This window comes from Streptomyces sp. R33, assembly GCF_041200175.1.
GTDB lineage: Bacteria > Actinomycetota > Actinomycetes > Streptomycetales > Streptomycetaceae > Streptomyces > Streptomyces katrae_B.
Genome location: NZ_CP165728.1, coordinates 42685 through 67191, shown reverse-complemented (window position 1 = coordinate 67191; position 24507 = coordinate 42685). Strand labels below are relative to the sequence as shown.

Here is a 24507-nt window from a genome sequence, read left to right as displayed (position 1 = left end):
GAAACAGCTTCAGCCGCGTCGGGCGAGCAGGACGAGTGCCTCGTCCACGGTGAGCCGGTCGTCGCGGATCGCGTCCAGCAGGACGTCGAGATCGCCGCTCGGCAGCGGCCGTACGGCAGGGGCTGCGGCGGTCGTGGGGGCGGGGGCGGCGGACAGCGGCCCGGCGGCCGGGCGGAACGCCGGCTCCGGCGCCTGGGGAACGGGGCTCCCGGGGGCCGCCGGAGCAGGGGCGAAGTCCTGCGCGGCCGCCCCGGTGCGCGCCGCGATGTATGCGGCCATGGCAGCGAGGTTGGGGTGCTCGTAGAGCAGTACCGACCGCTCCTGGAGACCGAAGGTCCGGTTGACGACCGCGATGAACTCCGCGCCCACGATGGAGTCCACACCGAGCACGTTGAACGCTGCGGTGGTGTCGATGTCCCAGGGATCGCAGCACAGGATCCCCGCGAGCTGCTCCCGCAGCACCTCCGCGATCCTGGTCGCCGCAGCCGCTGCCGGCACCTGCCGCTCGAGGCCCGTGGCCGGCGCCGGGACGGCAGCGGCGGGGACGGCAGCCGCGACCGGCGCCGCTGCAGCCATGGCGTGGGCAACGGGAGCGGAGACGGGGGCCGCGGCCGCGCTGCTCGCCGCCCGCGCGACCTCGCGCGCGAAGGACGCCGGCGTCGGGAAGTCGTAGAGGTCGGTCGCCAGCACCCGCAGCCCGTACCGGGCGTTGACCACGGCCACGAACTCCACGACCAGCAGGGAGTCGAGCCCCATGGACTGGAACGTCTGCTCGGGGTCGATCTTCTCCGACTTGACCCGCAGCACGTCGCCGAGCACCCCGATGAGGTCCGTCAGTACGTCCGCAGCATGTTCATTCGTCATCGCAGGCTCCTCCAAGTCGTCGGTGGCACACGGTCACGCGGTGCTGCCCGAGAACACCGGCCGGGTCCGGCGGGCCGGGGGTTCGCCCGGGGCTTCGCCCACGAGGCGGGGCGCGGGATCGGTGCCCGGCATCCCGACGCGGAAGTTCTTCTCCGCGCCCTCGGGCACCAGGCAGGGCAGCAGCAGCGACCACACCCCGGTCACCCGGCGCTGGAGCTCGGCGTACGGCATCCCGGTGCCGGCCAGTGACTCGATCCCGCAGCTCGCCGCGGCGACCAGCGACTCGATGCTCTCCCAGCGGCCCTCGGCGCGCAGTTCACCCGCGTCGCGGGCCTGGCGCAGCAGTCCGCAGACCTCCGCGAGCCAGATCCGGTGGAAGTCGGTGGCGAGCCCGGGCAGTCCCGCGCACTCCTTGGTGATGCGGAAGCTGGCCGGGATCGCCGGCTCCTCGCGCAGGTTGAGCGCGAGCCAGTGCGTCGTGTTGATCAGCGTCTGGAGCGGAGAGAGGCCGGATGCGCGCAGTTCGCGCACCGACTCGTGCAGCAGCTCGCAGCCGCGCCGCTGGACCGCCTCCGCCAGTTCGTCTTTGGAGGCGAAGTGGAAGTACAGCGCCCCCTTGGTCACTCCGGCGAACGCGGCGATCTCTCCGAGCGTCGCGTTCGCATAGCCGTTGCGGTGGAACATCTCGGCCCCCGCATGCACGAGCTTCCTGCGGGTCCGCTCCGACCTGTCCTGCATCGCGCTGCCTCCTCGGCCCATGGTCCGGGCGCGCGTCCGGCCCGGCGAGCCGATCGCGGCCGCGTGCCTCGTATCGCGTAGGGCCATCTCAGCCCACGCGTACGAGTCGCTCGCTGTTCGTGTCCGTGGCCACCGGACTCTCAGGGCTGGCCATCAGGATCGAGCGCTGCAGCCGGCGCAGCGCGGCCGACGGCTCGAGCCCGAGTTCGCGCACCAGGGTGGCGCGCAGCCGCTGGTAGACGTCGAGGGCCTCGCCTCGGCGGCCGGAGCGGTGCAGGGCCAGCATGAACTGGCCGTGCAGGTTCTCGTGGGTGCGGTACCGGCTGGCCAGCACGGTCAGTTCGGCCAGCAGTTCGCGGTGCCGGCCGAGCCGCAGATCGGCCTCGATGCGCTGGTCGAGCGCGCAGAGCCGGGTCTCCTCGAGCCGCCGGGCCTCCATGTCCAGCTGGATCCCGCCGTGCACGTCGGCGAAGGCCGGTCCCGACCACAGGGCGAGCGCCTCGCGCAGCTGCCGGGCCGCTCCCGGGAAGTCGCCCGCGTCCATCGCCCGGTAGCCGATGCCGGCGAGCCGGTCGAACTCGCGGACGTCGCTGGTGCCGCCGCCGCTGTTGAGCAGGTAACCGCCGGGCAGCGTGACGAGCACGTCCTTGGCGGTGCGCCGCTCCGCGCCGCCCGCGGTGCCCTCGGCACCTTCGCCTTCGCCTGCGGCCGCGCCGTGCTCCAGTGCGGTCGCGATGAGGGCCCGCAGCTGCAGTACGTAGGTCTGCAGCGTGGTGCGGGCACTGCGCGGCGGTGTTCCCGCCCACAGTTCCTCGATCAGAGCCGACACCGGAACGACCTGGTCGGCATGAAGTGCCAACAGCGCCAGCACCTGTCGCGGCTTGGGGGCCGTAGGCGTAACGGAGACTCCATGCTCCCGAACCGCCAGTGTGCCCAGTACTTCGATGTCCACGCCGTACTCCCCTGTCCGTGGATGAGCCGACCTCAGTAAAAAACAGGACTGGCGGTTTGTCAATATGAAACCGACCGTGCTGTTTTTATTTCTTAGCCCAGCTAACGAACCCTCAAGCATCGCCTTGACCTGCATAAATACAGGCCAGGCCGCAGGGGGGCCGCCCCATGAGACGCTCCATCTCCCCTCTAGGGCTGACCGAGAGGCGAGTCAAACAAACTCGACGGTCTGGAACATGGGGAAAGCCCCGGTCTTCGTGCGCATGCACGAAGACCGGGGCTCAGGGGCAACTAGAGCGGGCTGGTCCCCTCGGAGTCGAGGTCCGCGAGAAGGGCCGCCGACACGACCGTCGGCAGCAGCAGGCGCCAGAACCGGGTGACGGTGGAGGCCGAAAGCCACTCCGCCTCCCGCACCCCCAGCACCTCGAACCCCACGGTGGCGGCCACGACAGCGCTCACCACGTCCGAAGCAGTGACATCCGGGCGCAACTCACCCTCGGAGTCGGCCTGTCTGAGCGTCTCCGCGACCCAGCGCCGCCACCACTCGCGCAGGTCGACATGCGGCGGGCGGGACATCTCACCGCTCAGCTCGAACCCGGCCCGCAGCACCACGTCCCCGCGCAGCGCAGTCGCCAGCCGATGGGTCACGTCGACCAGGAGCTGCATGCGGCTTGCCCCGAGCGGGAGCCCGGCTTCGGTGACGGCCAGCAGCCGGGCCAGCGCCGCCTCCTCGACCGCGTCGGTCAGCACGGCCTTGCTGGTGAAGTGGTGGTGCAGCGCGCCGTTGCTCACCCCGGCCAGCGTACTGATCGCAGTGAGTGACGCCACCGCGAACCCCTCCCGGTCGAAGATCTCGGCCGCGGACCGGATCAGGGTGTCGCGCGTTCGCACCGCGCGTTCCTGTTTGACCATCAACTACTCCGTCACTGCAAGGGGTTGCCACGCCTACGGAAGGGCAGGCGGCCAGGGAAGCTGCGACGAAGCCGGCCGGGGAGCTGGACTCGCCGGCGCCCCGGGCACCACCGCTCACAGTCACACCAGGCCGCTCCCCACGATGCAGCGAGTCCCACTACCCCAGAGTCTAACAAACCGCTTGCGCGGTTTTAATAGTATTGCGGAGCTGAACGCATCACTACCGGCAGCGGTGCGTTCAAGGCAGGCGTACGCGAACGGGCTGCGCCGACGACATGCCCGACCCGGGGGGCGCATGACACATGGGCGAGGGCTAGGTCTTCATCAAGATCAACAGACGGGTTCCACCACGTGCGGCGGGTCGTGAACCAGGAGGGCAACGGGCTCGACAGCCTGGCTGAGAACAAGCGGGACACCAAGGCCGCGATCAGGCCTCTCCGCCGCCGCCTCAGGGATCTGCGGTAGGTGCCGCGCGTGATGGTTTCCGACCACGCTCCGCCCCTGCGGGGCCGGCCCACCGGCAGGTGACTCCACCCACTCAGCATACGATCCGACTTTAACAAACCGCTGTTGCGGTTTCTGTGCACGGTCCAAGGACGCCCGTCGAATCCACGGGGAGAAGGAGCGGCGAAGGCTCCCTGCCTATCGTCCGGACACAACAGAAAGGCTCCGCGGCCGAGTTCGCCGCGGAGCCTGTGGCTCTGTCCGGTACGCCGTGCCCGGCACCCGCTCAAGCCTGGCGCAGCACCACCGGCAGAGCCGCATAGCTGTTCAGTATGAAGGTGGGCAGCGGCTCCAGGTCTTGTTCCGGGCAGCCGAGGGCCATGTCCGGGTAGCGGTCGAAGAACGCGGCGAGGGCGGTGGTGGCCTCCAGTACGGCAAGCGGGGTGCCCAGGCAGCGGTGCACGCCGTGGCCGAATCCGAAGGTGTCGCGGTCGGTGCGCAGCAGATCGAACTCCGCGGCGTCCGCCCCGTACCGCTCCGGGTCGCGGCCGCCGCCCGCGAAGGAGACGAGGATGGCGTCGCCCTGCCGGATCTTGACCCCGTCCAGGTCGATGTCCTCCACCGCGAAGCGCATGGGCGAGTAGCTCACGGGGGTGTGGACCCGCAGCGTCTCGGCGATCACGTCCTCCCAGCCGGCCCGGCCCTCCCGTACGTGCGCCAGCTGCCCGGGATGGGACAGCAGCGCGCCCAGGGCGTTGGTGATCAGCGCGGACGTGGTGTCCTGGCCCGCCGCGATCAGCAGGAAAAGGGAGCCGAGCAATTCGGCCTCGGTGAGCGCGTCGCCGTTGTCCCGGGCCTCGATCAGCGAGGACGTCAGGTCGTCGCCTGGATCGGCCCGCTTGGCCGCCACGTGCTCGGCCAGCAGCCTGAAGGCCGTCATGCGCGAGGCTTCCATCTCGTCCGCCGAGACCGTCGTGCTGAACACGGTGTGCAGGGCGGCCGCCAGAGCCTCCCGCCCGGCGCCCCGCTCGACTCCGAACAGCTCGCATATCACCTGCAGGGGCAGCAGTTCCGCGAACGCGGAGCGCAGGTCGACGGGCTGGCCAGCCGGCACGGAGTCCAGTCCGTCGAGCAGCTCGGCGGTCAGCTCCTCGACCCGGGGCCGCAGGGCCGCGGACCGCCGCGCCGTGAACGCCCCTGCGACAAGGCGGCGCAGCCGACTGTGCTCCTGGCCGTAGGCGAACAGCATGTTCTCGTTGGCCACCCAGGGATAGAGCGGCCACTCGGGCGTTATTCGCCCGTCGATGAACTCCGGCCAGTGCCGGCGGGCGTCCTTGGAGACCCGCGGGTCGAGCAGCAGGCGCTCGACGTACCGCTGGCCCACCACGGCCCAGGCGCGGACCCCGCCCGGGAGCTCCACCTCGACCGCCGGTGCCTGCTTCCGGAGCATCGCGACCTCACCCGCGATGTCCCGCCCCGCCACGTCCAGCGCGTACGGGCAAGCAGCCATGTCCATCTGTGCACTCCATTCGGTTGGTCGTTGCGTTTGCGTGCGCCATCAGACCCACGCGCGCCGAGGAGAACATCGCGCCCCCTCCCCCGTTCCGTTCGACGGCGCTAGGCCGCCTCGGACGCCGCCTCGGCCTTCGCGTCGCGCAGCCTGACGGCCGCCTCGTACACGCGCTCCGCGCGGTCCGCGGCGAAGTCGAGACGCACCAGCACCCCGGGCATGGCGATCGCGGTCAGCAGCGTCCGCATCAGGTCGGTCACCCGTTCCACCATGTCCGCGTGCCCGGTCATGATCTTCGAGAGAACCTGGACGCCGGTGAAGCTGCCGGTGAACAGCTTGGCGGTGGCCTCGATGTCGACGTGCGGAAGGAGTTCCCCGCACTCCTTCGCACGGGTGAGCAGCGCCGTGTTGTGGTCGTTCCAGCCCTGCATGGGGATGCGGCGGTCCAGGCCGTCGACCGGGGTGCCCTGGTCCACAGTGAGCCGCACGCTCCCCCGTACCAATGGGTCGCCCTTGTGTAGCAGGTGGGCGAGGACCAGTGCCTCGTCCAAGCTCTGCTGCAGGAACAGTTCCGACTCCGGAACCGGCGGCAGGGCTCCCACCTGCCCGGCCAGCACTGCCTGGGCGAGCTCTTCCTTCGAGGTGAAGTGGAAGTAGAGCGCTCCCTTGGTCACCCCGGATTTCTTGAGCACTTCGGAGATCGTCGCGGACTCGTAGCCGACCTCGTCGAACAGCTCTGCCGCCGCGACCAGGATCTTCTGCCGTGTACGAATGGCTCGCTCTTGCCGCGCCATACACCCTCCGCTACCACTCGGGATAGGAACAAACCGCGAGGTTTGCACCCTCCCCGTGCTCACGCGATGTGATCATCACGCTACCGTCCGATATTGCCCCTGGTCAGCATGAGTGCCAACCAAGCCATCCTCGACTATATCTACCTTCGGAGAAAGAAACCAGGGCACCGGTTTTACATGTCAGGTCTTGAAAACAAAACCGGTTAGTTCGTATCTTTGGGCCCTGCGTAACTTGTACTTCGGTTCCTAACGGGGGGGATGGTCCGATGTTGGCACTGACGCGTGAGTATGCGGAGACCTATCGACGCAGCGGGAATGGTGTGGCTGACCGCCTCCCCGCCCCGATCAGCGTTTTGCCTGCTCAGCGGGGCTCGACCAAGCCTCGCCCTAGATCTGCCACCCAAGAGCTGACCCACCTGCTCTTCGACCGCGACGACCGCGAGCGGGTCCACGGGGGCTGGCGGCGACTCCTCGCCGGCAAGGCCTTCTCCTACCTTCCGGAGCTGACTCCGGACGAGCGGACGGCGGTCTCCTACGAGCGTCTGCGTCTGGTCAACAGCGCGGTCGACGATCCGGCCGCGCTGGCGCACGACGCCCGGCTGCTGGCCGGGCTCCACGAGTGGACCGGGTTCGTGGACGGGGGCCTGTGCACCCTGGCGAGCATCCACTACAACCTGTTCATGGGGAGCCTGCTCGACCACGATTTCTACGGACGGGAGCTGTCCGCCTTCACCTCGCTGCAGCGCATCGGGACCTTCCTGTGCACCGAGCTGGCACACGGCAATGATGTCGCCTCACTGCAGACCGTCGCCGTCTTCGACCGGGCGACGGACGGCTTCATCCTGAACACGCCCAATCCGGGTGCACGCAAGTTCATGCCCAACACCAGCCTCATCGGCGGTCCGAAGAGCGCCGTGGTCGCGGCTCGGCTCCTGGTCGACGGCGAGGACCAGGGCATCTTCCTGTTCCTGACCCCGCTGAGCGACCACGCCGGGCACCTGCCCGGGATCACCGTCCGCCAGCTGCCGCACCGCACGGGAACGCCGGTCGACCACTGCCTCACGTCCTTCGACCACGTACGGCTGCCGCGTGAGGCCATGCTGGAGGCCGACCACGGCCGGCTGGACGAGGACGGCACGCTGACCAGCGCGCTGGGAAACCGGCGCAAGCGCTTCCTGCGCTCCGTCAACCGCGTCACCGCGGGCAAGCTCTGCATGAGCGCCGGCACGTTGGGCATGGCACGGGCCGCGCTGGCCATAGCGGTGCGCTATGCGCACCACCGGCACGTCGGCGGCCCGAAGACCGGCCAACGCATCCCGGTGGTCCGCCACCGCAGCCACCACGGCCGGCTGCTGCACTCTCTCGCGAACGCCTACGCCATGACCTTTCTGCACCGGACGGTGATGGACCGCTTCGTCGCACACGAGGAAGCGGAGCGCGAAGAGGTGGAGCGCCTGGTCGCCGTCGCCAAGGGCTGGATCACCTGGCAGGCGCGGGAGATCACGACCGAATCCCGCGAACGGTGTGGCGCGCAGGGCCTGTTCCCGGCGAACAGGATCTCGGACCTGCCCGGGAACATCGAGGGCGGGATCACTGCAGAGGGCGACAACCTGGTGATATGGGTGAAGGCCGCCGCCGAGATGGTCTTCGGGCACCAGGTGGACCCCATCAGCTCGGACACCCGGCCGGCCGCCGAACGCGACCTGACGGACCTGCGCTTCCTGCGCGACCTACTCGCCTCCGTCGAACGGACCTGGCAGGCACGCGCCCGCATCGCACTGCGCCAGGGCCCCTCCGGGGACCCGGTCGGCCGCTGGAACGAGTCCTCCGGCGCCGCGCTGGAGATGGTCTCGGCCCATGCAAGCAGGCTGGCGGCCGATGCTTTCCTGGAGGCGGCGGGGCAGGCGACCGACCCCGCGACCCGCAATCTGCTCATGAACCTGTGCAGGCTGTTCCTGCTCCAGCAGCTGCGCCAGCACACCGGTGACCTGCTCGCAGAGCAGCGGCTGACGGTGCAGCACGTACTCGGTCTGCACCAGACGATCGACGCAGTCCTCGCGGAGCTCGCCCCGCACATGATGACGCTCGTGGACGCCTTCGACCTGCCGGACGAGTACCTCGCCGAGGTCCCCATCGCCAACGCGGGCTACCTCGACCACTACCAGTAGAGCGCCACCTTCTGACCCGGCCGCCGCGAGTCGCGCCGCCGACTCGCCGCTCGCGGCGCACGGTGTCAGTGAAGGGAACGGGACGGCGCTGCCTCACGGGGCGACTGCGCCCGCGTCGGCCCGTAGGACGATCACGAAACGAACCACCCGGTACCGCGCACCTTCCCCGACCGCGTTGTGCAGTTCCCTGCCGTCCAGTGCGAAGACGAGCCCCCGGCCCCGCCGCGGGCGGCACCGTCTGGCCGGTCTACGGCATCAGCCCCCGCATCGCCGACGACATCGGTCCGCCCTCCGAGCGCTCGGTCTTGCGCCCCTTGATGCCCGGCGCCAGCGTCCTGGCGTCCACGGCCTCGGCCGGCGCCCCCCGCGCGTACAGCCCGTCGGGGGCGGTGTCCCGGTCGTGCGGCAGCAGCCAGAACACCCGCCGCCGGAAGGTGCCGGAGGAGCGCGAAGGCTTGGCCTTCGGCCCCAGCAGGGCGTACCCGACCATCCGGCCGTCACGGTGGTACGCGGGCCTGCCGCGCCGGGTCGGCAGCCGGTCCAGGCTCTGGCGGACGTAGTCGAGCCGGCTGATGTCCTCGAGCCAGACGAGGTCCACTTCGTGGACGATCTCGTCTTCTGCGATGAGGGCGCTCATGCTGTCTCCTCGTCCGCGAGCAGGCCGATGCCCGGGTAGTACTTGCGCTGGTTGGACAGGATCATTTCCTTCGGCGAGGCCAGTCCCACCACCTCGCGGACGCGTGCCGCGAAGGCCCGGGAAGAGATCGCAGGGGCCCCCTCATTCTGGCACCAGCCCCTGTAGGCCGCGTACAGCTGCGCTTGCTCCGCCCGCAGATCGGCCTCGAGGCGGCAGGTCTCGCCGATGAAGCGCCCGGTGTGGTCCTCGGTCTCCGCGTACGCCGTGGTCGCGATGCGCACCCGCTCGGGGCCCGTGAGGTCCTTGTCGCCGCCGACGTACCGACGGGCGCCCTCGATGAGCCAGTTGAGGATGCCCGGGCCCTCCTGGGTGACGAGGATGTCCGCCAGGTTGTCTATCTTGCGGTCGTCGGAGACGACCCGCTCGAACGGGATCAGCCGCATCCGCCGCCAGAACGCGAACCCGCCGGTTCCCACTTCGGGCCGGTGGTTGCCCAGCAGCCACATCTTGTGCGTCGGCTCGAAGCTGAAGAAGTCCTGCCGCATCCTGCGCGCCTTGATGCGGTCGCCGCCGGTGAGCAGTTTGACGCGGGCCTCGTCGAAGCGGTCGCCCGGCTTGACCTCGCTGCACACGATCACGCGCCGGCCGTGCAGCTCCGCGAGGTCGGTCGGGTGCCCCTCGTACGGCCGCGACATCAGGAACCCGGGGGGCGCCGCGTCCGCGTAGTCCCCGAGCAGCTTCATCAGGACGTCGAGCAGCACGGACTTGCCGTTCTTGCCGGACCCGAACAGGAACGGCATGACCTGGGCGCCGACGTCTCCGGTGACGGAGTAGCCGAGCAGCAGCTGCAGGAAGTCGATCATCTCCGCGCCCTCCGGCCCCTCGCCGAAGGTGTCCGTCAGGAAGCTGTTCCAGCGCGGCGTGGGCATCGGCTGCGGCGCGGCCGAGGTGGAACGGGAGTGGAAGTCCTTCGTGGGCTCGGCCGGGCGTATGTGTCCGGTGCGCAGGTCCACGACGCCCGCGGGGGTGCACAGCGCGTACGGATCGGCGTCCAGCCGGGCCGCGTTGAGCACCATGCCCGGGGCGGACTTCGCCTGGGTGAGCATGGCGTTCATCCCGCTGGTGCTGAGCGTGCGGCGGCGGTGCTGCTGGAGCGCGGCCGGGGTGTAGAGACCGCGGGGGTCGGCGGTCGCGATGGACTCCGCGAGGTCGCCCGCGGACCACATCACGGTGTCGTCCTCGTCGATCTGCCAGCGCGTGCCGTCCCAGCGGAACCAGCCGATCCCGGGGACGTGCCGGTAGTCGTTGCGGTAGAGCTTGACGAACAGCTTGGCGTTGCCGCGGTCGGTGAGGGTGTCCGGCAGCAGTCCGTCCGCCGTCGCCTCGCCGTCTGCCGCCGGGGCGGGGCCGGCCGCCTCCCGGCCGGCAGAACTCCCCCTGGACTCCGCCGGCTCCCGGGGAGCCGGGACGGGCTGCGCAAGGATCTGGGCGGCGACGGCCTGCACGTCGAAGCCGGACAGCATGCTGTCGTTCTCGACGCTCACACGCGGCCCCGGAGGGTCAGCGGACGTGCCAGTCCCGCGCTGAGCCCGCCACGGATGATGGCGCGGCAGCGGTGCTGCTGCCCGGGGCGGGCCAGCTCGGCCGCATCCTGCAGGGCCCGCAGGACCTCGGCCTCGCCGGCGTGCCCGGCTGCGACCAGTCCGCCGGCCGTGAAGGCGGCGCGGTTCAACTTCTCGGAGAAAGCAGCCCCTTCGGGTACGGCGGCGCAGGCAGCGACCTCGGCGAGCACTCCGGCCAGGACCCGCTCCGGCGCACCGCGTCCCCCGCCCGCCGCGATCACGGCCTGCCGGGCGCGCGGCGGCACAGGACGGGGTCCGTGGGCGGCCGCGGAGGGCAGGTGCCCGGTGCGCTCCAGTTCCCGGGCGAGCCAGGCGGGCAGCGGCGCGGGCACGCGCGTACCGCCCACGGGCCGGTAGACGCCCGCCGGGGTCACGGTCCCCGGAGCCACGATGTACCCGCCGTGCGCCCGTACGTCGACCTGCCAGGCCAGGGCCCGGCCACCGCCCGATCCCGCGGAGCACTGCCACCGGTGGCCTCCGGCGTTGCGGTACCACACGTGCAGGCCCCCGGAGGGCGTGCGCACGCGCAGGGTGGACTCGTCGTCGGCCGGACTGGCTGCGCCCCGCAGCGCCGCCAGCACGCCCAGGGTGTGGAAGCCGTTGGCCAGCCCGGTCAGGTCGACCGTGTCGGCTATCCGGACGCCCGGCAGCAGCCGTTCGCGGTCGGGGAGTTCGCGCGCGTGCGCGTCGATGTCGATGACGACCAGGCCTGCGGGGCCCGTGGCGACCCCGACCCCGAGCTCGGGGCGGGCACCCCACCACTGCTCGATCCGTTCGAAGTCGAGCGTGGCTGCATGGAATCCATGGCACCAGCCACCGGCCCGAAGGCAGTCGCACGCCCCGCGGTTGTGGCCCGGGGCGCGGCACGCGTCGCAGTTGCCCACCGGCGTCTTGCGGCCCGGGGCAAGGGGGTGAACCGGCCACCCCTGACGCGCACACCATCTGGCAGTCGTCAGAGGCTGCGATGCGACCGTTGCAGCTCTGGTGAACTGCCGTGGGTCGCTGCGCGAAACCCGCAGCTCAGCTGCCATTCACTTCCCCCATCAGCGACTGAAGCGACTCAACGCTCAAAATCAGATTAGCGAAACCCCTGAGGGACGAGAGGCATATGAGCCAGAACAGGTGTACGCGTCCACAGGGAGCCCCAGCGACCGAGCGACTGACGGGTCAGCTACCGAATCTCTTTCAGTCGCTCGCCGAGCAGCTCACAGAACACCAGGTCACAGGCCTGCGCAAGACAGAACAGCGACCGAAGCGACTCAAGTCGCCTATATATGACGCACACGCGCACACACGCGCACGCACGCCAATGTCTCCATATACCTGAGCCTTCAGTCGCTTCAGTCGCTGCCGCATCCAAATCAGCCCTCTGACCTGCACCTTTCCCCAACCGCCCCCAGCGACCCAGCAATCGTTCAGTCGCTCCCGTTCAGTCGCTGCCCCCGCACCCCCCGCTCCCGGGCCGTTCGAGTCCGCCTGGGCCCGGGATCTAGCAGGAAGCAAGCGACACGGGTCAGCGCGTCGTGGCGAGCAGCGACCGGAGCTCCTCCGCGTAGGCCCTGGGGTGCGTGGTGTTCCCGTTGTGCCCGCCCGGGAAGGTCCGTATCTCGGCACCCAGGAGGTCCGCCAGTTCCATGGCGCACCGGTGGTCGAACACCCCGGCCGGGGTCCCGGCGCCGACCGCCGGGATGATCCGGGTCTGCGTGCGGGTCAGTTCGGCCGGGTCGAGGGTGTCCCCGATGACCGCCGAGAGGTCGTGCTCGATGAAGTAGTCGAAGTTGACGCGGCGCTGATCATCGATCGGCTGCGGGGTCAGGCCCGGCTCGGCGTCCTGCCGGGAGGGGTCAATGCCCACCACCCGGGCCATCTCGGCGAACACCCCGCCGAGCCCGCCCGCCCGGTACAGCTCCTGCAGCCCGGCGAGCTCCGCCTCGTGACGGCCCCGCAGCTCCGCGGGCAGCAGCCGCGGGGCCACCGGTTCGTGGGCCACCAGGGTGCCCACCTGCCCCGGATACCGCGCGGCCACATGCAGCCCGATCAGGGCGCCCATGCTGCACCCCAGCATCAGGGCGGGCTCGTCGGTGACCGCCGCCAGCAGCCGGTGCACGTCCTCGGCGTGCTCCGCGAGCGACGTGGTCCGCCCGGGCTCCTCGAGCCGGCTGCGGGAGAGGCCGCGCCGGTCGTACGTCAGGACCCTGAACGCGTCGGCGAGATGGGGGACCATGTCGACCGTGCGGTCCGCATCCCCCTCCCCGCTCTGTGCGATGAGCAGTAGCGGGCCGGATCCCTGGACCCGGTAGTGCAGCGTGGCGCCTGCCACCGCCAGGATCCCCGTGGTGCCGCTGCTGCTGTGAACGGTCTCGGACATGACGACTCCCCCAAGATGTCTGCCGCAACGGCCTTCGTCCGCTGCTCTGCGACCAGCCTAATCCATCGAAACAGATACATCAAGAGAGATGTATCCACCTTGATGTACCTTGCCTCCATGGATGGAATCGAACTGTTCCTGCTGGGCCGCGCCCTGATGAAGCTCGGCGAGGAAGCTCTGCCCGAACCCCCCGGCGGACCGGGCCAGTACGCGGGCAGCACCCGCTCCGTGGTCATCGTCGCCGGGGACATCGCCGCGCACCCCGACACCACCGTCGGCGAGACGGCCCAGCGCACCGGGCTGCCCCAGAGCCAGGTCTCCACCGCCGTCGCCCGCCTGCGCGAGGCCGGTTCGGTGCACACGGCCCCCGATCCCGCCGACCGCCGCCGCACGCTGGTCCGCCCGTCCTCGACCGTCTCCGACCGCGTGGCCGCCGTCCGGGCCGCGGGCTCCTCCAAGGTCGAGGAGGCCCTTGCGAAGGCCCTCGGCAGCACCGAGGCCGCGCGCCTCCCGGCCGTGACCGAGGCCCTGGAGCTCCTGGCCCGCCACCTGGTCCGGGAAGGCCGCTAAGCCCGGCCCGGGCCACGGCCGGGGCCAGCGGCCGTGGCCCTGACCACGGCCCCGCCCTCAGCCCGCCTGCGGGTCGAACTCCCCCGTCAGCAGGAGCTTCTTCTGCGGCTTGCCCATCGCGTTGCGCGGGACCGCCGGCACGAACCGCACCTCGCGCGGCCGCTTGTGCACGGACAGGTTCGCGGCGACGAACTCCGTGAGCTCGGCGCCCGTCACCCCCTCCGCAACGACGAACGCGACGATCCGCTGCCCCAGGTCCGCGTCCGGCACCCCCACCACCGCCGCCTCGCTGACCTTGGGGTGGTCCAGCAGCGCGTTCTCGATCTCCCCGGCGCCGATCCGGTAGCCGCCCGACTTGATCATGTCGATGGAGGCCCGCCCCACGATCCGGTGCACCCCGTCCGCCTCGTCCACGGCCGCGATGTCGCCCGTGCGGAACCAGCCGTCCTCGGTGTACGCGGCCGACGTGGCCTCCGGGCGGCCCAGGTACCCCGCGAACAACGTCGGCCCGGTCAGCTGGAGTTCCCCGATCTCGGCGCCCGGCTCGGCCTCGACCCGGGTCCGGATCCCCGGCAGCGGCGTGCCGACCGTACCGGGCCGGACCTCACCGCCGGCGCGCCCGCTGATGGTGATCAGCGTCTCCGTCATCCCGTACCGCTCCACGGGCCGCAGCCCGGTCAGCCGCTCCAGGTCCCGGAAGACCGGCGCGGGCAGTGCGGCGCTGCCCGAGACCAGCAGCCGGGCCCCGGACAGCGCGGCCGCGGCATCCGGGGCCCCGGCGATACGGGACCACACGGTCGGCACCCCGAAGTACAGGCTCCCGCCCGCCGCCGCATACGCCTCGGGCGTCGGCCGCCCGGTGTGCACGAGGCGGCTGCCGGTGCGCAGGGCCCCGAGCACGCCCAGCACGAGCCCGTGCACGTGGAACAGCGGCAGCCCGTGCACCAACGTGTCCTCGGCGCTCCACTGCCAGGCTCCGGCCAGCGCGTCCAGGTCGGCGGCGAGCGCCGCGCCGGTCAGCACCACGCCCTTGGGCGCGCCCGTCGTGCCGGATGTGTACAGCACCAGCGCCGGGTCCTCCGGCGCGGCGGCGGGCCCGTTCCAGTCGGAGCGCCGGGCGAAGTCCACGTCCACGAGCGCCGCCCCGGAGTCACGCAGGATGTGCTCGCGCTCGGCGGGCCCGGCGTCCGGCGGCAGCGGTACGAACGGCACTCCGGCCAGCAGCCCGCCGACCACGGCGGCGACGGTCTCCAGGGAGGCCGTCGCGGTCACCGCGAAGGCCTTCGCCCCGGCCACGTCGGCGGCCACTGCGCGCGCCGCGCCCAGCAGTTCCTCGTACGAGGCGGTCCGCCCCGCGACGCCGATCGCGTCCTTCCGGTCCCCGTACACCCCGTCCAAAGCGGTCAGCACGGTCACGCCCCCTTGGTGTTCTCATCGCCTGGTCGGCCCCAGGCTACGGCCCGGCTCCGCCCCACCGGGCAAGACCGGGCCGCCTGCACTCGAGCCGGAGTCGAAGCCCGCCGCCGCCCGCCCGCTCGGCAGCACCGTGCCCCCGCACGGGCCCGGAGCCGGAGCCCCGGGCCCGCCCGGTCAGATGACGCCCTGCGCCAGCATTGCGTCCGCGACCCGCTCGAACCCGGCGATGTTCGCGCCGGTGACGTAGTCGCCCGGGGCCCCGTACCGCTCGGCGGTCTCGTACGCGACGGCGTGGATCGAGCGCATGATGTCCGCGAGCTCGTCCTCGACGCGCTGCGCGCTCCAGGCCGCCCGGCCGGCGTTCTGGCTCATCTCGAGGGCGCTGACCGCGACCCCGCCCGCGTTGGCCGCCTTGCCGGGCCCGAACGCGACCCCGGCCTCCTGCAGGATCCGTACGGCCTCGGGAGTGGTCGGCATGTTGGCGCCCTCGGAGACCGCCTTGACCCCGCCCGCGACGAGCGTACGGGCATCCTGCGCGGCCAGTTCGTTCTGCGTGGCGGAGGGGAAGGCGACGTCCGCCGGCACCTCCCAGACCCGCCCGCCGGGCACGAACCGTGCCGAGGAGCCACGGCGCTCCGCGTACTCGCTCACGCGCCCGCGCTCGACCTCCTTGATCTGCTTGAGCAGAGCCAGGTCGATGCCCTTGTCGTCGACGACGTAGCCCTTCGAGTCCGAGCAGGTCAGCGGGTTCGCGCCGAGCTGCTGCAGCTTCTCGATCGTGTACAGCGCGACATTGCCGGAGCCGGAGACCACCGCGGTCAGCCCGTCCAGCGACTCGCCGCGGACCGCCAGCATCTCGGCGGCGAACAGCACGCTGCCGTAGCCGGTCGCCTGCGGCCGGATCGCGGAGCCGCCCCAGCCCCGGCCCTTGCCGGTCAGGACGCCGGCCTCCCAGCGGTTGGTGATGCGCCGGTACTGGCCGAAGAGGTAGCCGATCTCCCGGCCGCCCACACCGATGTCCCCGGCGGGCACGTCGGTGTGCTCGCCGATGTGCCGGTGCAGCTCGGTCATGAAGGACTGGCAGAAGCGCATGACCTCGGCGTCCGACCTGCCGTGCGGGTCGAAGTCGCTGCCGCCCTTGCCGCCGCCGATCCCCAGGCCGGTCAGGGCGTTCTTGAAGATCTGCTCGAAGCCCAGGAACTTCACCACGCCGATGTCCACCGACGGGTGGAAACGCAGGCCTCCCTTGTACGGGCCGAGCGCACTGTTGAACTCGACGCGGTAGCCGCGGTTGACGTGGACGCGGCCCCGGTCGTCCTGCCACGGGACACGGAAGACGATCTGCCGCTCGGGCTCGGTGAGCCGCTCCACCAGGGCGACGGCCGGGTCGGCGTACTCGGGCCGGGCGGCGAAGACGGGTGCCAGGGTCTCGAGGACCTCCCGTACCGCCTGGTGGAACTCGGGCTGCGCGGGGTTGCGGCGCTCGATCTCGGCCCGCAGGTCTTCCAGCCTGTCCTTCGAGTCCTTCACGTGTGTCCCTCCAGGGAGTGCGTGGTGCGTAGACGACGGCAGGTGCATGGTGCCCGCTCAGAGAGTCGTTCCGGGGACGGCTTCCGTTCCCCGGACGTCGGACTTCTCCGTGAATCCCCCGCGACACGCGGCCGCGTGGCCCCTACGATCGGCAGCCTTGACAATTCGATGACCCGTGCATGACCGCGAACAGACCATGCGCAGACCACCAACAGGGGGAAACGGACGTGGACACCGCAGGGCTCGTCTCACTCATCGCCGCGACGATCACGACGGGCCTGATGGCGGGCCTGTTCTTCGCCTTCGACGTCTCGGTGATGCCGGCGCTGGGACCCTCGGACGACCGTACGTTCATCGCGGTCATGCAGCGCATCAACGTCGCCATCATCAACGGCTGGTTCATGACCGGCTTCCTCGGCTCCCTGCTGTTCACGGGCCTCGCGCTGGCCCTGTACCTCGCCTCCGGCGCGGGCGAGGTGGCGCCGCCGCTGATCGGTGCGCTCGTCGCGTACGCCCTCCAGCTCGGGGTCACCGGCAGGGTCAACATCCCGCTCAACAACGCCCTGGACCAGGCCGGCCCCGTCGAGCGCATCGCCGACCCGGCCGCCGTCCGGAACGCCTTCGCGTCGCGCTGGGTGCCGGCCAACCGCTGGCGGACGCTACTGTGCACGATCGCCCTCGGCTGCCTGGCCTGGGCCCTCGTACTGCACGGCCGCCTCTGACGCCTCTGACGCCGCTGCGGCTCAGCGCGCGGTGGCCCGCCCGTACAGCACCAGCGCCCGCGCGAGGGCCGTCAGGGCCGCGGTGCACAGCACGGTGCGGATGATGTTCGTGGTCACCCAGGTCCCCTTGAACTTGTCCACGATCGAGAAGTCGGTCAGCTTCGCCGCGTCGCCCGCGTCGGCGAGCTCGTTGTTCAGCGGGATGTTCACGGTGAAGGTGATCACCAGGACGACGAGGTAGAGGGCGGCCGCCGCCCCCACCCACACCGCGACCCCGCGCCGGCCCTTGCGGAACTCGACGGCCGCCGAGGCGACGGCGGCGAGCAGGGCCACCACGAAGACGGTGCCGAACAGCCCGTTCCCGTCGATGACCGCGTTGAAGTTCTGCATCGCGGTGACGTACGTGCGCTCGTCGCCCCGCGCCAGCCCCGGCATCACCGAGACGTCGAAGGCGAAGAACAGGCCCGCCATCAGGCCCACGAGCACGGTCGAGACCATGAGCAGGAAGGTAGCGGTCCGGTTGCTGCCGCCGGCTGTGTCCGTCTGCACGAGAGGCTCCCATCTGGTCGATCCGGTCGATCCGGTTGTAGTGCCACGGGTTCTGATCTGATCTCGAAATTTCCGGTGCCTGTGCAGGAGACGCCCTCGATAGGGTGCGGCCATGAGCACCTCAGCACTCCGCCTGGAGCCGGTCACCGCAGCCAACTTCGACGCGGTGTGCGCGGTACAGGTACGCCCCGACCAGACCCACCTCGTCTCCCCCGTGGTCAAGTCCCTGGCCGAGGCCTACGTCCACGGGGACACCGCCTGGCCGCGCGCCGTCGTCGACGGCGACGAGGTCGTCGGCTTCGTCATGGCCTTCGTCGACATCGCCTGGGACCCGGAACGGGACCCCGCCGACATCCGCTCGGGCATATGGCGCCTGAACGTCGCCGCCGCACACCAGGCCAAGGGCTACGGCCGCTTCGCGGTCCGGGCGGTCACCGCCGAGCTCCGGCGCCGCGGCGCCGACCGCGCGTACGTCACCTGGGAGCCCGGCCCCGGCACCCCCGAGCCGTTCTACCGGGGCCTCGGCTTCCGCCTCACCGGCGAGTCGAGCGGCGGCCAGACCGTCGGCGTCCTGGACCTGCCGCCCGCCTAGGTCGTCTCCGGCAGGACCACCGTGCGCGGGGGCCCGGTGCCCGCCGGGCCGGCGACCGGGGAGGCGCCCCCCGTACGGAACTCCTGCGGGCTGACCCCGCGGACCCGCTTGAACGCCGTCGACAGCGCGAACGCCGAGCTGTAGCCCACCCGTCGGGCCACCGTCGCCACCGTGGCGTCCGGCTCCCGCAGCAGATCGGCCGCCAGCGCCAGGCGCCACCCCGTCAGGTACGCCATCGGCGGCTCCCCCACCAGGTCGGTGAACCGCCGCGCCAGCGAGGCCCGGGAGACGCCGGCCTTCTGCGCGAGCTCCTCCACCGTCCAGCCGTGGGCCGGGTTCTCCTGCAGCAGCCGCAGCGCCCGCCCGACCACCGGATCGCCCTGCGCCCGGTACCAGCCCGGGGCCCCCGACCCGGGGTCCGCGAGCCACGTACGCAGCACGCCGATCAGCAGCAGGTCCAACAGCCGGTCCAGGACCAGCTCCTGGCCCGGCTCGTCCCGGGAGATCTCCGAGGCGAGCAGCCCGATCAGCGTGGTGTCCGCGGCCGCCGCCGGCCGGACCAGGACCGTCGGCAGCGCACCCAGCAGTCGGCGGCCGATCTCGCTCGGCGCCTGGTAGGTGCCGCTCAGCATCACCGCCGACCCGGCGTCCTGGAACTCCGCGCCCCAGGTCCGCACGCCCAGCGCCATGGTCTCGCTGACGTCCTCGCCCGCCTGCGTGCTGCACCGCTGCTCCGGGTCCACCGAGATCTGCACCGGCGTCCCCGGGGCGTCCGCCAGCGTGTACGGCTCGGGCCCCCGTACGACGGCCACGTCCCCGGGGCCGATCAGCACGGGCGTGCCCCCGTCGGGGAGCAGCCAGCCCGTCCCGTGCACCATCGTGACCACCGACAGCGGCGCCCGGTCCTCGATTCGCACCGACCACGGCGGGTTGAAGACGGACTTGAGGAGGAAAGCGCCCCGGGCCTTGGGGCCTTCGAGGAGGCCGCTCAGCGTGTCCATGGGCCCATCCTCTCCCGGCCGCCTGCCCGGCAACAGGGGCTCAGACGTCCCAGACACCGGTCGCCGCCGCCTCACGGGCGAACTCGGCGAAGTCCTTCGGCTTCCGGCCGAGCACCTCCTCCACCCCGTCCACCAGATGTGCGTTGCGCCCGTCCAGGATCAGCGTGAACAGGTCGGCGAACTCCTGCGGCAGGCCGTGCTCGCGCAGCACCGCACGGTACGCCTCCTGGGAGACGGGGACGTAGGTGATCGTGCGCCCCGTCGCCTTCGACAGCTCGGCGGCGACGTCGGTGAAGCTGATCAGCCGCGGTCCGGACAGCTCGTACGTCCTGCCGACGTGCCGGTCGTCGCTCAGCGCGGCCACCACCACGTCGGCGATGTCGTCGGCGTCGACGAAGGCCTCCACGGCGTCCGCGGTCGGCAACGCGATCTCCCCCGCCAGTACGGGCTCCAGGAAGAAGCTCTCGTCGAAGTTCTGGTTGAACCAGCTGGACCTGACGACCGTCCAGTCGGCCCCGGACGCCTTCAGACTCTCCTCGGCGCGCTGCGCGGCCTCCTCGCCCCGGCCGGACAGCAGGACCAGCCGGCGCGCCCCCGCGGCCACGGCCGCCTGCGAGAACGCGCCGATCTGCTCGGCGGCCCCGGGGAAGGCGAGGTCGGGGTGGTAGGTCACGTACACCCGGTCGACGCCCTCCAGCGCCGGGCCCCAGGTGACGGGGGCGTTCCAGTCGAAGGCGGGGGCTCCGGTACGGGAGCCGATCCGCACCGGGCGGCCCTGGAGCCGGAGCTTCTCGGCGACGCGCCGGCCGGTCTTGCCGTGGCCCCCGATGACGAGGGTGGCGGGGGCGGTGGACTTCGTGTTCTGCGGTGTCTGTGTCATGCCTCCAGTCAAGCCCGCCGCCGCGAGACGGAACATCGCCGAAAAGCTCAGCTCCATACGCGTACGTCCAGCGCCGGCGCTGTTCCTCAGGGCCGCCCGGCGTCCTCGCCGAGGGTGTGCGCGACCAGGGCGTTGGCGTGGCCGTGCCCCAGTCCGTGCTCGGTCTTGAGCCAGGAGACGAGCTCCATGTGCTTGGTCAGCGGGGAGGACCGGATCAGGTCCTTCCATTCCGCGACGGGGCGTCCGTACTTCTTCTCGATCGAAGGGAAGTAGCTGGCGGGGCCCTTCACCGGCTCGCTCATGTCTGCGGTGCTCCTGTCCTACGTGTGCTTCGCTGTCACAGGGGTAGACGCGGGCCGCGCCCGGAACTCATCGCCCGCAGCCGAAAATCTTGGAACGACCACCGGAACAACCATCCGCACGGTCATCCGACATTCGCCCGTATGGCCGATCACGCCACCTCAACTATGGTCGAGATCAACTCATGTGATCACATGGCGGTATGACCCCCACGAGGACGCTCTACCTGCTCTGCTCCGCCGCCCCGCCCGTCTTCGACGTGGCGCACGTCATCGAGGACGCCCAGTCCCGTGGCTGGGACGTCTGTCTCGGCCTCACTCCCACCGCCGCGCACTGGGTCGCGGGAAGCCTCGACGGCCTGGCCGCGCTGACCGGCCACCCCGTGCGCTGGCAGTACAAGCTCCCCGGCGAGCCCGACGTATGGCCGGCCGCCGATGCCCTGCTCTTCGCCCCGGCGACCTTCAACTCCCTCAACTCCTGGGCCCTCGGCCTCACCGACCGCTTCGCCGTCGGCGTCGCCGCCGAGGCGATCGGCAAGGGCATCCCCGTCGTCACCATGCCCTGCACGAACGCCGCCCTCGCCGCGCACCCGCAGTTCGACCAGTCCCTGGCCACCCTGCGCGGCGCCGGCGTCAGCGTCCTGTACGGCGAGGACGGCTTCGTCCCCGGACCGGCCGGCCCCGACGCCCCGGCCCACTTCCCGTGGCCGCGGGCCCTCACCGCCCTGGACGCCGTGACCGCCCCGCACACCTCCTAGGGGCCGGCTACTCCCCCGTCACGCCGTCGATCGCCTCGCGCAGCAGGTCCGCGTGCCCGTTGTGCCGGGCGTACTCCTCGATCATGTGAGCCAGGATGTAGTGCAGCGAGTACGCCTCGTCGCCGTAATGCCCCGTCACATCGAGGGACTCGGCGGCGTCCACGATCGCCCGGGACCGGGCGCAGGTCTCCTCCCAGACCTTGAACGACTCGGCCGGGTCCGCGTCCTCGACGTGGAACTCCGTCCACTCCCCGGCCTCGTTCTGCGGGAAGTAGCCGCGTACGTCCTCGCCGTTCAGGACGTTGCGGAACCAGCCCCGCTCGACCTCCGCCAGATGCCGCACCAGCCCGAGCAGGGACAGCCCGGACGGCGCGACGGCCTTGCGCCGCAACTGCTCGTCCGTCAGCCCCGCGCACTTCATCATCAGGGTGTCCCGCTGCCACTGCAGAACGCTGGTGAGGGTGTCCCGCTCGTCGCCCACCAGCACGGGCCGGGTCCGCTGTTCATCGGTCATCAGGCGATGATCACACCCGTACGGCACGCCGTTCGCGCCATTCCACATGCCGGACCGCAGCTCCCGGACGTCCCCAGCCCCTCCCACCGTTAACGCCGTTAATGCCGCGGGCCGACCGGGCGTGGGCGTTAACGCCGTTAATGCCCGGGGGCTCGACCCGGGCGGGGACCATTAACGGCGTTAACGCCGGACGACCGGCCCGGCGAGGACCGTGACGCCCGACGCCGCCCGGAGGCCCGGACCATTAACGGCGTTAACGCCCCCGGGCACCCGGCCGCCGGACCGTTAACGGCGTTAACGCCCCGGCGCTCAACTCCGGCGCACCGTTAACGGCGTTAACGCCGAAGGCCGACCGCCTCCTTCACCTCCCGCTCCCGCAGCGCCCGTACCATCGGCCCGGTCACCGCGGTCGTCACCAACGCCATCAGCACCAGCGCCGTGAACAGCTCCGCCCCGATCACCCCTAGCCCGAGCCCCACGTTCAACACCACCAGCTCCGTCACCCCCCGGCAGTTCATCAGCGCGCCCAGCGTCACCGCGTCCCGTACCGGCTGCCCCGCCAGCAGCGCCGCCCCGGTCCCCCCGCCCCACTTCCCGGCGACCGCGACGACCAGCACCGCCCCCGCCCACCACCACGCAGCGCCGCCACCCAGCAGCCCCACGTCCGTCTTCAGCCCGCTCCCGACGAAGAACAGCGGCAGCAGCACCGGCACCGCGAACTCCCGCATCCGCTCCGCCGCCTGCTCGACCACCGCCGTCCTCGGTACCACCGCCCCGAACACGAACGCCCCGAACAGCGCGTGCACTCCCATCGCATGCGTGGCGTACGCCGCCAGGCAGACCCCACTGCACAACCCCACGACCCCACCGGCACCGGCACCCGCACCCGTCCCGGACCCCCACCGCCTCACACCCCACCCGAGCACGGGCCGCACCCCCCACCACATCCCCGCGAGGAACACCCCGGCCAGCACCCCCATCCCGACGGTCCCCCACGCGCTCCCGCCGCCGCCCCCTCCCCCCAGCGGATGCGCCATGGCCACCACCAACGCCAGCAGGCACCACGCGACCACGTCCGCCACCGCCGCACACGCCATCGCCAGCGCCCCCACCGGGGTCCCGTACAGCCCCTGGTCCTTCAGGATCCGCGCCAGCACCGGGAACGCGGTCACGCTCATCGCGACGGCCACGAACAGCACGAACTCCGCCCGACCTACGCCCTCCGGCGCGAACGACCCGTACATCGCCAGCGCCAGCAGACTCCCGAGCCCCAGCGGGATCCACACGCTCGCCTGGCTCACCACCACCACGGCCCGCCCGCGCCCCCGCAGCAGCCCTACATCAAGCTCCAGGCCCACCAGGAACATGAACACCAGCAGCCCCAGGTTCCCGAGCACCCCCAGGTACGGAAGGACCTCGCCCGGCAGCAGCCAGCGGCTCCCCGCCGGCCAGAGCCATCCCAGCAGCGACGGACCCAGCAGGATCCCCACCAGGATCTCCCCGACCACGGCCGTCTGCCCGAGCCTGCGCATCACGGCGGCCGCCGCCCCGCACGCGAGAACGACGACGGGTACGGCAATCAGCACGGCTTCGAGCGGATCACGTGACGCTCCCACCGCCACAGGCTTCCGCCGAGACCCCCACCCCGGCAACGAACCGCCCCACACTTCCAGGGGTCGCGGCGTTAACGGCGTTAACGCCGTTAACGGTCCGCCCTCCCAGAAAGTAATAGCGAAAACCACCCCACAACCCCACGAACCATCATCCGCCCCTCATCAAAAAGTACTTGTCGACTGGTTTTCTTTGCCGTCGCCCCACTAGATTGACCTTGCACGAGCCTCCGCCGCAGCGACGACCCCAGCTCGCACCCCGGCAACAGGCACCAACCGCCAGACAACAGCGGGCGGCAAGCGGCAGGGAGAGCAGATGGCAAGGGCCCGCCAGGAACGCGCCGAGATCACCCGGCAGGCGATCCTCGACGGCGCAGCCATCGCCTTCGACCGCTTCGGCTTCGGCGGCGCCAGCCTCAGCGACGTGGTCAAGCACGCCGGCGTCACCAAGGGCGCCCTCTACTTCCACTTCCAGTCCAAGGAAGCCCTCGCCCGCGCCCTGATGGACGAGCAGTTCCAGGTCGCCGCAGGCGTCCCCACCGTCGAGGAACCGGGTCTGCAGACCGTCATCGACCTGACGCACCGGATGGCACACGGACTGCGCGCCAACGTCCGCATCCGCGCCGGCATCCGCCTCGTCATCGAGTTCGGCTCCTTCACCAACCCGGACCCGGCCCCGTACAACGCCTGGATCGACACCGCGCACAGCTGCCTGAAGCCGGCCCAGGAGCGCGACGACATCCTCCCGGCGCTCGACGTGTACGCCCTCTCGACGCTCCTCGTCGGCTCGTTCACCGGAATCCAGGTCACCTCGCACGTCCGCACCGGCCGCGAAGACCTGCACACCCGGGTCGTCGACCTGTGGAACTTCCTGCTCCCGGGGATGGTGCCCGCGCACCGCATCCCCCACTTCGACCCGGCGGGCTCGCCCGCGTGCCGGGCCGAACTCGGTCTGCCCGCCCCGGAGTCCTCCGCGGTTCCGGTCGGCTGACGACGTATCCAGGGCGGCCTCGCACACGCCGTGGCGAACCACGGGGGTGCTCGCTACGGCGTGCGCG

At 71.2% G+C, this 24507-nt stretch carries 24 protein-coding genes; 6 read left to right on the top strand and 18 right to left on the bottom strand.

Going from position 1 to position 24507, the window contains the following annotated elements; genetic code table 11:
- Positions 1–9 precede the first annotated feature (9 nt).
- The 6 genes from AB5J51_RS40675 to AB5J51_RS40650 all read right to left on the bottom strand — a co-directional run bounded on the left by AB5J51_RS40675 (position 10) and on the right by AB5J51_RS40650 (position 6213).
- A complete protein-coding gene (locus AB5J51_RS40675) occupies positions 10–864 on the bottom strand; it encodes a phosphopantetheine-binding protein (protein WP_369780479.1) in 855 nt (284 codons plus the stop codon).
- A 33-nt stretch (positions 865–897) separates the two neighbouring features.
- Positions 898–1602, bottom strand: coding sequence for a ScbR family autoregulator-binding transcription factor (locus AB5J51_RS40670; RefSeq protein WP_369780478.1), 705 nt, complete (start codon positions 1600–1602; stop codon positions 898–900).
- Positions 1603–1690: 88 nt separating this feature from the next.
- A complete protein-coding gene (locus tag AB5J51_RS40665) occupies positions 1691–2554 on the bottom strand; it encodes an AfsR/SARP family transcriptional regulator (RefSeq protein ID WP_053789490.1) in 864 nt (287 codons plus the stop codon).
- A gap of 290 nt (positions 2555–2844) precedes the next feature.
- The gene (locus tag AB5J51_RS40660; protein WP_369780477.1) at positions 2845–3444 is read right to left on the bottom strand and encodes a ScbR family autoregulator-binding transcription factor; all 600 of its coding nucleotides are present in this window, start codon (positions 3442–3444) and stop codon (positions 2845–2847) included.
- A gap of 751 nt (positions 3445–4195) precedes the next feature.
- On the bottom strand, positions 4196–5425 hold the full coding sequence (locus AB5J51_RS40655; protein ID WP_369780476.1) for a cytochrome P450: 1230 nt from the start codon (positions 5423–5425) through the stop codon (positions 4196–4198).
- A gap of 101 nt (positions 5426–5526) precedes the next feature.
- A complete protein-coding gene (locus tag AB5J51_RS40650; protein WP_369780475.1) occupies positions 5527–6213 on the bottom strand; it encodes a ScbR family autoregulator-binding transcription factor in 687 nt (228 codons plus the stop codon).
- A gap of 266 nt (positions 6214–6479) precedes the next feature.
- On the opposite strand from AB5J51_RS40650, the gene AB5J51_RS40645 reads away from it, so the two are divergent.
- A complete protein-coding gene (locus tag AB5J51_RS40645; protein ID WP_369780473.1) occupies positions 6480–8381 on the top strand; it encodes an acyl-CoA dehydrogenase in 1902 nt (633 codons plus the stop codon).
- Between the two features lie 247 nt (positions 8382–8628).
- Here AB5J51_RS40645 and AB5J51_RS40640 read toward each other — a convergent pair whose 3' ends face one another.
- The 4 genes from AB5J51_RS40640 to AB5J51_RS40625 form a co-directional block, all read right to left on the bottom strand.
- Positions 8629–9018, bottom strand: a complete 390-nt coding sequence (locus tag AB5J51_RS40640) for a DUF6009 family protein (protein ID WP_053789495.1) — start codon at positions 9016–9018, stop codon at positions 8629–8631.
- A complete protein-coding gene (locus AB5J51_RS40635; RefSeq protein ID WP_369780710.1) occupies positions 9015–10541 on the bottom strand; it encodes a phage/plasmid primase, P4 family in 1527 nt (508 codons plus the stop codon). Before AB5J51_RS40635 ends, AB5J51_RS40640 begins: the two co-directional genes overlap by 4 nt.
- Positions 10542–10558: 17 nt before the next feature.
- Positions 10559–11671 (bottom strand): bifunctional DNA primase/polymerase, encoded by a 1113-nt coding sequence (locus AB5J51_RS40630; RefSeq protein ID WP_369780471.1) that lies wholly within the window; start codon positions 11669–11671, stop codon positions 10559–10561.
- A gap of 482 nt (positions 11672–12153) precedes the next feature.
- Complete coding sequence (locus tag AB5J51_RS40625; protein ID WP_369780469.1) at positions 12154–13008, bottom strand: alpha/beta fold hydrolase; 855 nt, start codon at positions 13006–13008, stop codon at positions 12154–12156.
- 117 nt (positions 13009–13125) lie between these two features.
- Here AB5J51_RS40625 and AB5J51_RS40620 point away from each other — a divergent pair, with 117 nt between their 5' ends.
- Positions 13126–13578, top strand: a complete 453-nt coding sequence (locus tag AB5J51_RS40620) for a MarR family winged helix-turn-helix transcriptional regulator (protein WP_369780467.1) — start codon at positions 13126–13128, stop codon at positions 13576–13578.
- Positions 13579–13635: 57 nt separating this feature from the next.
- On the opposite strand, the gene AB5J51_RS40615 is transcribed toward AB5J51_RS40620, so the two are convergent.
- On the bottom strand, positions 13636–14988 hold the full coding sequence (locus AB5J51_RS40615; protein ID WP_369780709.1) for an AMP-binding protein: 1353 nt from the start codon (positions 14986–14988) through the stop codon (positions 13636–13638).
- Between the two features lie 180 nt (positions 14989–15168).
- A complete protein-coding gene (gene gdhA / locus AB5J51_RS40610; protein WP_369780465.1) occupies positions 15169–16572 on the bottom strand; it encodes an NADP-specific glutamate dehydrogenase in 1404 nt (467 codons plus the stop codon).
- A gap of 179 nt (positions 16573–16751) precedes the next feature.
- Between gdhA and AB5J51_RS40605 the strand changes: the two genes are divergently transcribed.
- On the top strand, positions 16752–17246 hold the full coding sequence (locus AB5J51_RS40605; protein WP_369780464.1) for a DUF1772 domain-containing protein: 495 nt from the start codon (positions 16752–16754) through the stop codon (positions 17244–17246).
- Positions 17247–17267: 21 nt separating this feature from the next.
- Here AB5J51_RS40605 and AB5J51_RS40600 read toward each other — a convergent pair whose 3' ends face one another.
- A complete protein-coding gene (locus tag AB5J51_RS40600; RefSeq protein WP_369780463.1) occupies positions 17268–17795 on the bottom strand; it encodes an anthrone oxygenase family protein in 528 nt (175 codons plus the stop codon).
- Positions 17796–17907: 112 nt separating this feature from the next.
- Between AB5J51_RS40600 and AB5J51_RS40595 the strand changes: the two genes are divergently transcribed.
- Positions 17908–18387, top strand: a complete 480-nt coding sequence (locus AB5J51_RS40595; RefSeq protein ID WP_053789503.1) for a GNAT family N-acetyltransferase — start codon at positions 17908–17910, stop codon at positions 18385–18387.
- Here the strand turns inward: AB5J51_RS40595 and AB5J51_RS40590 are convergent.
- The 3 genes from AB5J51_RS40590 to AB5J51_RS40580 all read right to left on the bottom strand — a co-directional run bounded on the left by AB5J51_RS40590 (position 18384) and on the right by AB5J51_RS40580 (position 20570).
- Complete coding sequence (locus AB5J51_RS40590) at positions 18384–19388, bottom strand: AraC family transcriptional regulator (protein WP_133900164.1); 1005 nt, start codon at positions 19386–19388, stop codon at positions 18384–18386. The genes AB5J51_RS40595 and AB5J51_RS40590 overlap by 4 nt on opposite strands.
- Positions 19389–19428: 40 nt before the next feature.
- Positions 19429–20268, bottom strand: a complete 840-nt coding sequence (locus tag AB5J51_RS40585; protein ID WP_136226532.1) for an NAD(P)H-binding protein — start codon at positions 20266–20268, stop codon at positions 19429–19431.
- Between the two features lie 86 nt (positions 20269–20354).
- Entirely contained in the window at positions 20355–20570 is a 216-nt protein-coding gene (locus AB5J51_RS40580; RefSeq protein WP_133900166.1) for a DUF4287 domain-containing protein, read from the bottom strand.
- Between the two features lie 200 nt (positions 20571–20770).
- On the opposite strand from AB5J51_RS40580, the gene AB5J51_RS40575 reads away from it, so the two are divergent.
- Positions 20771–21325: a flavoprotein gene (locus AB5J51_RS40575; protein WP_053789506.1), complete on the top strand. Its 555-nt coding sequence runs from the start codon at positions 20771–20773 to the stop codon at positions 21323–21325.
- A 7-nt stretch (positions 21326–21332) separates the two neighbouring features.
- Here AB5J51_RS40575 and AB5J51_RS40570 read toward each other — a convergent pair whose 3' ends face one another.
- A complete protein-coding gene (locus tag AB5J51_RS40570; protein ID WP_053789507.1) occupies positions 21333–21839 on the bottom strand; it encodes a DinB family protein in 507 nt (168 codons plus the stop codon).
- A 335-nt stretch (positions 21840–22174) separates the two neighbouring features.
- Positions 22175–23425, bottom strand: coding sequence for a cation:proton antiporter (locus AB5J51_RS40565; protein WP_369780461.1), 1251 nt, complete (start codon positions 23423–23425; stop codon positions 22175–22177).
- Positions 23426–23765: 340 nt separating this feature from the next.
- Here AB5J51_RS40565 and AB5J51_RS40560 point away from each other — a divergent pair, with 340 nt between their 5' ends.
- The gene (locus tag AB5J51_RS40560) at positions 23766–24440 is read left to right on the top strand and encodes a ScbR family autoregulator-binding transcription factor (protein ID WP_133900169.1); all 675 of its coding nucleotides are present in this window, start codon (positions 23766–23768) and stop codon (positions 24438–24440) included.
- Positions 24441–24507: the final 67 nt, after the last annotated feature.

Coding starts and splice junctions, on each gene's coding strand:
- AB5J51_RS40560 (WP_133900169.1), top strand. CDS start 23,766: ATGGCAAGGGCCCGCCAGGAACGCGCCGAGATCACCCGGCAGGCGATC.
- AB5J51_RS40655 (WP_369780476.1), bottom strand. CDS start 5,425: ATGGACATGGCTGCTTGCCCGTACGCGCTGGACGTGGCGGGGCGGGAC.
- AB5J51_RS40585 (WP_136226532.1), bottom strand. CDS start 20,268: ATGACACAGACACCGCAGAACACGAAGTCCACCGCCCCCGCCACCCTC.
- AB5J51_RS40590 (WP_133900164.1), bottom strand. CDS start 19,388: ATGGACACGCTGAGCGGCCTCCTCGAAGGCCCCAAGGCCCGGGGCGCT.
- AB5J51_RS40630 (WP_369780471.1), bottom strand. CDS start 11,671: ATGGCAGCTGAGCTGCGGGTTTCGCGCAGCGACCCACGGCAGTTCACC.
- AB5J51_RS40580 (WP_133900166.1), bottom strand. CDS start 20,570: ATGAGCGAGCCGGTGAAGGGCCCCGCCAGCTACTTCCCTTCGATCGAG.
- AB5J51_RS40670 (WP_369780478.1), bottom strand. CDS start 1,602: ATGCAGGACAGGTCGGAGCGGACCCGCAGGAAGCTCGTGCATGCGGGG.
- AB5J51_RS40570 (WP_053789507.1), bottom strand. CDS start 21,839: ATGACCGATGAACAGCGGACCCGGCCCGTGCTGGTGGGCGACGAGCGG.
- AB5J51_RS40625 (WP_369780469.1), bottom strand. CDS start 13,008: ATGTCCGAGACCGTTCACAGCAGCAGCGGCACCACGGGGATCCTGGCG.
- AB5J51_RS40635 (WP_369780710.1), bottom strand. CDS start 10,541: ATGCTGTCCGGCTTCGACGTGCAGGCCGTCGCCGCCCAGATCCTTGCG.
- AB5J51_RS40595 (WP_053789503.1), top strand. CDS start 17,908: ATGAGCACCTCAGCACTCCGCCTGGAGCCGGTCACCGCAGCCAACTTC.
- AB5J51_RS40650 (WP_369780475.1), bottom strand. CDS start 6,213: ATGGCGCGGCAAGAGCGAGCCATTCGTACACGGCAGAAGATCCTGGTC.
- gdhA (WP_369780465.1), bottom strand. CDS start 16,572: ATGCACCTGCCGTCGTCTACGCACCACGCACTCCCTGGAGGGACACAC.
- AB5J51_RS40620 (WP_369780467.1), top strand. CDS start 13,126: ATGGATGGAATCGAACTGTTCCTGCTGGGCCGCGCCCTGATGAAGCTC.
- AB5J51_RS40645 (WP_369780473.1), top strand. CDS start 6,480: ATGTTGGCACTGACGCGTGAGTATGCGGAGACCTATCGACGCAGCGGG.
- AB5J51_RS40575 (WP_053789506.1), top strand. CDS start 20,771: ATGACCCCCACGAGGACGCTCTACCTGCTCTGCTCCGCCGCCCCGCCC.
- AB5J51_RS40640 (WP_053789495.1), bottom strand. CDS start 9,018: ATGAGCGCCCTCATCGCAGAAGACGAGATCGTCCACGAAGTGGACCTC.
- AB5J51_RS40675 (WP_369780479.1), bottom strand. CDS start 864: ATGACGAATGAACATGCTGCGGACGTACTGACGGACCTCATCGGGGTG.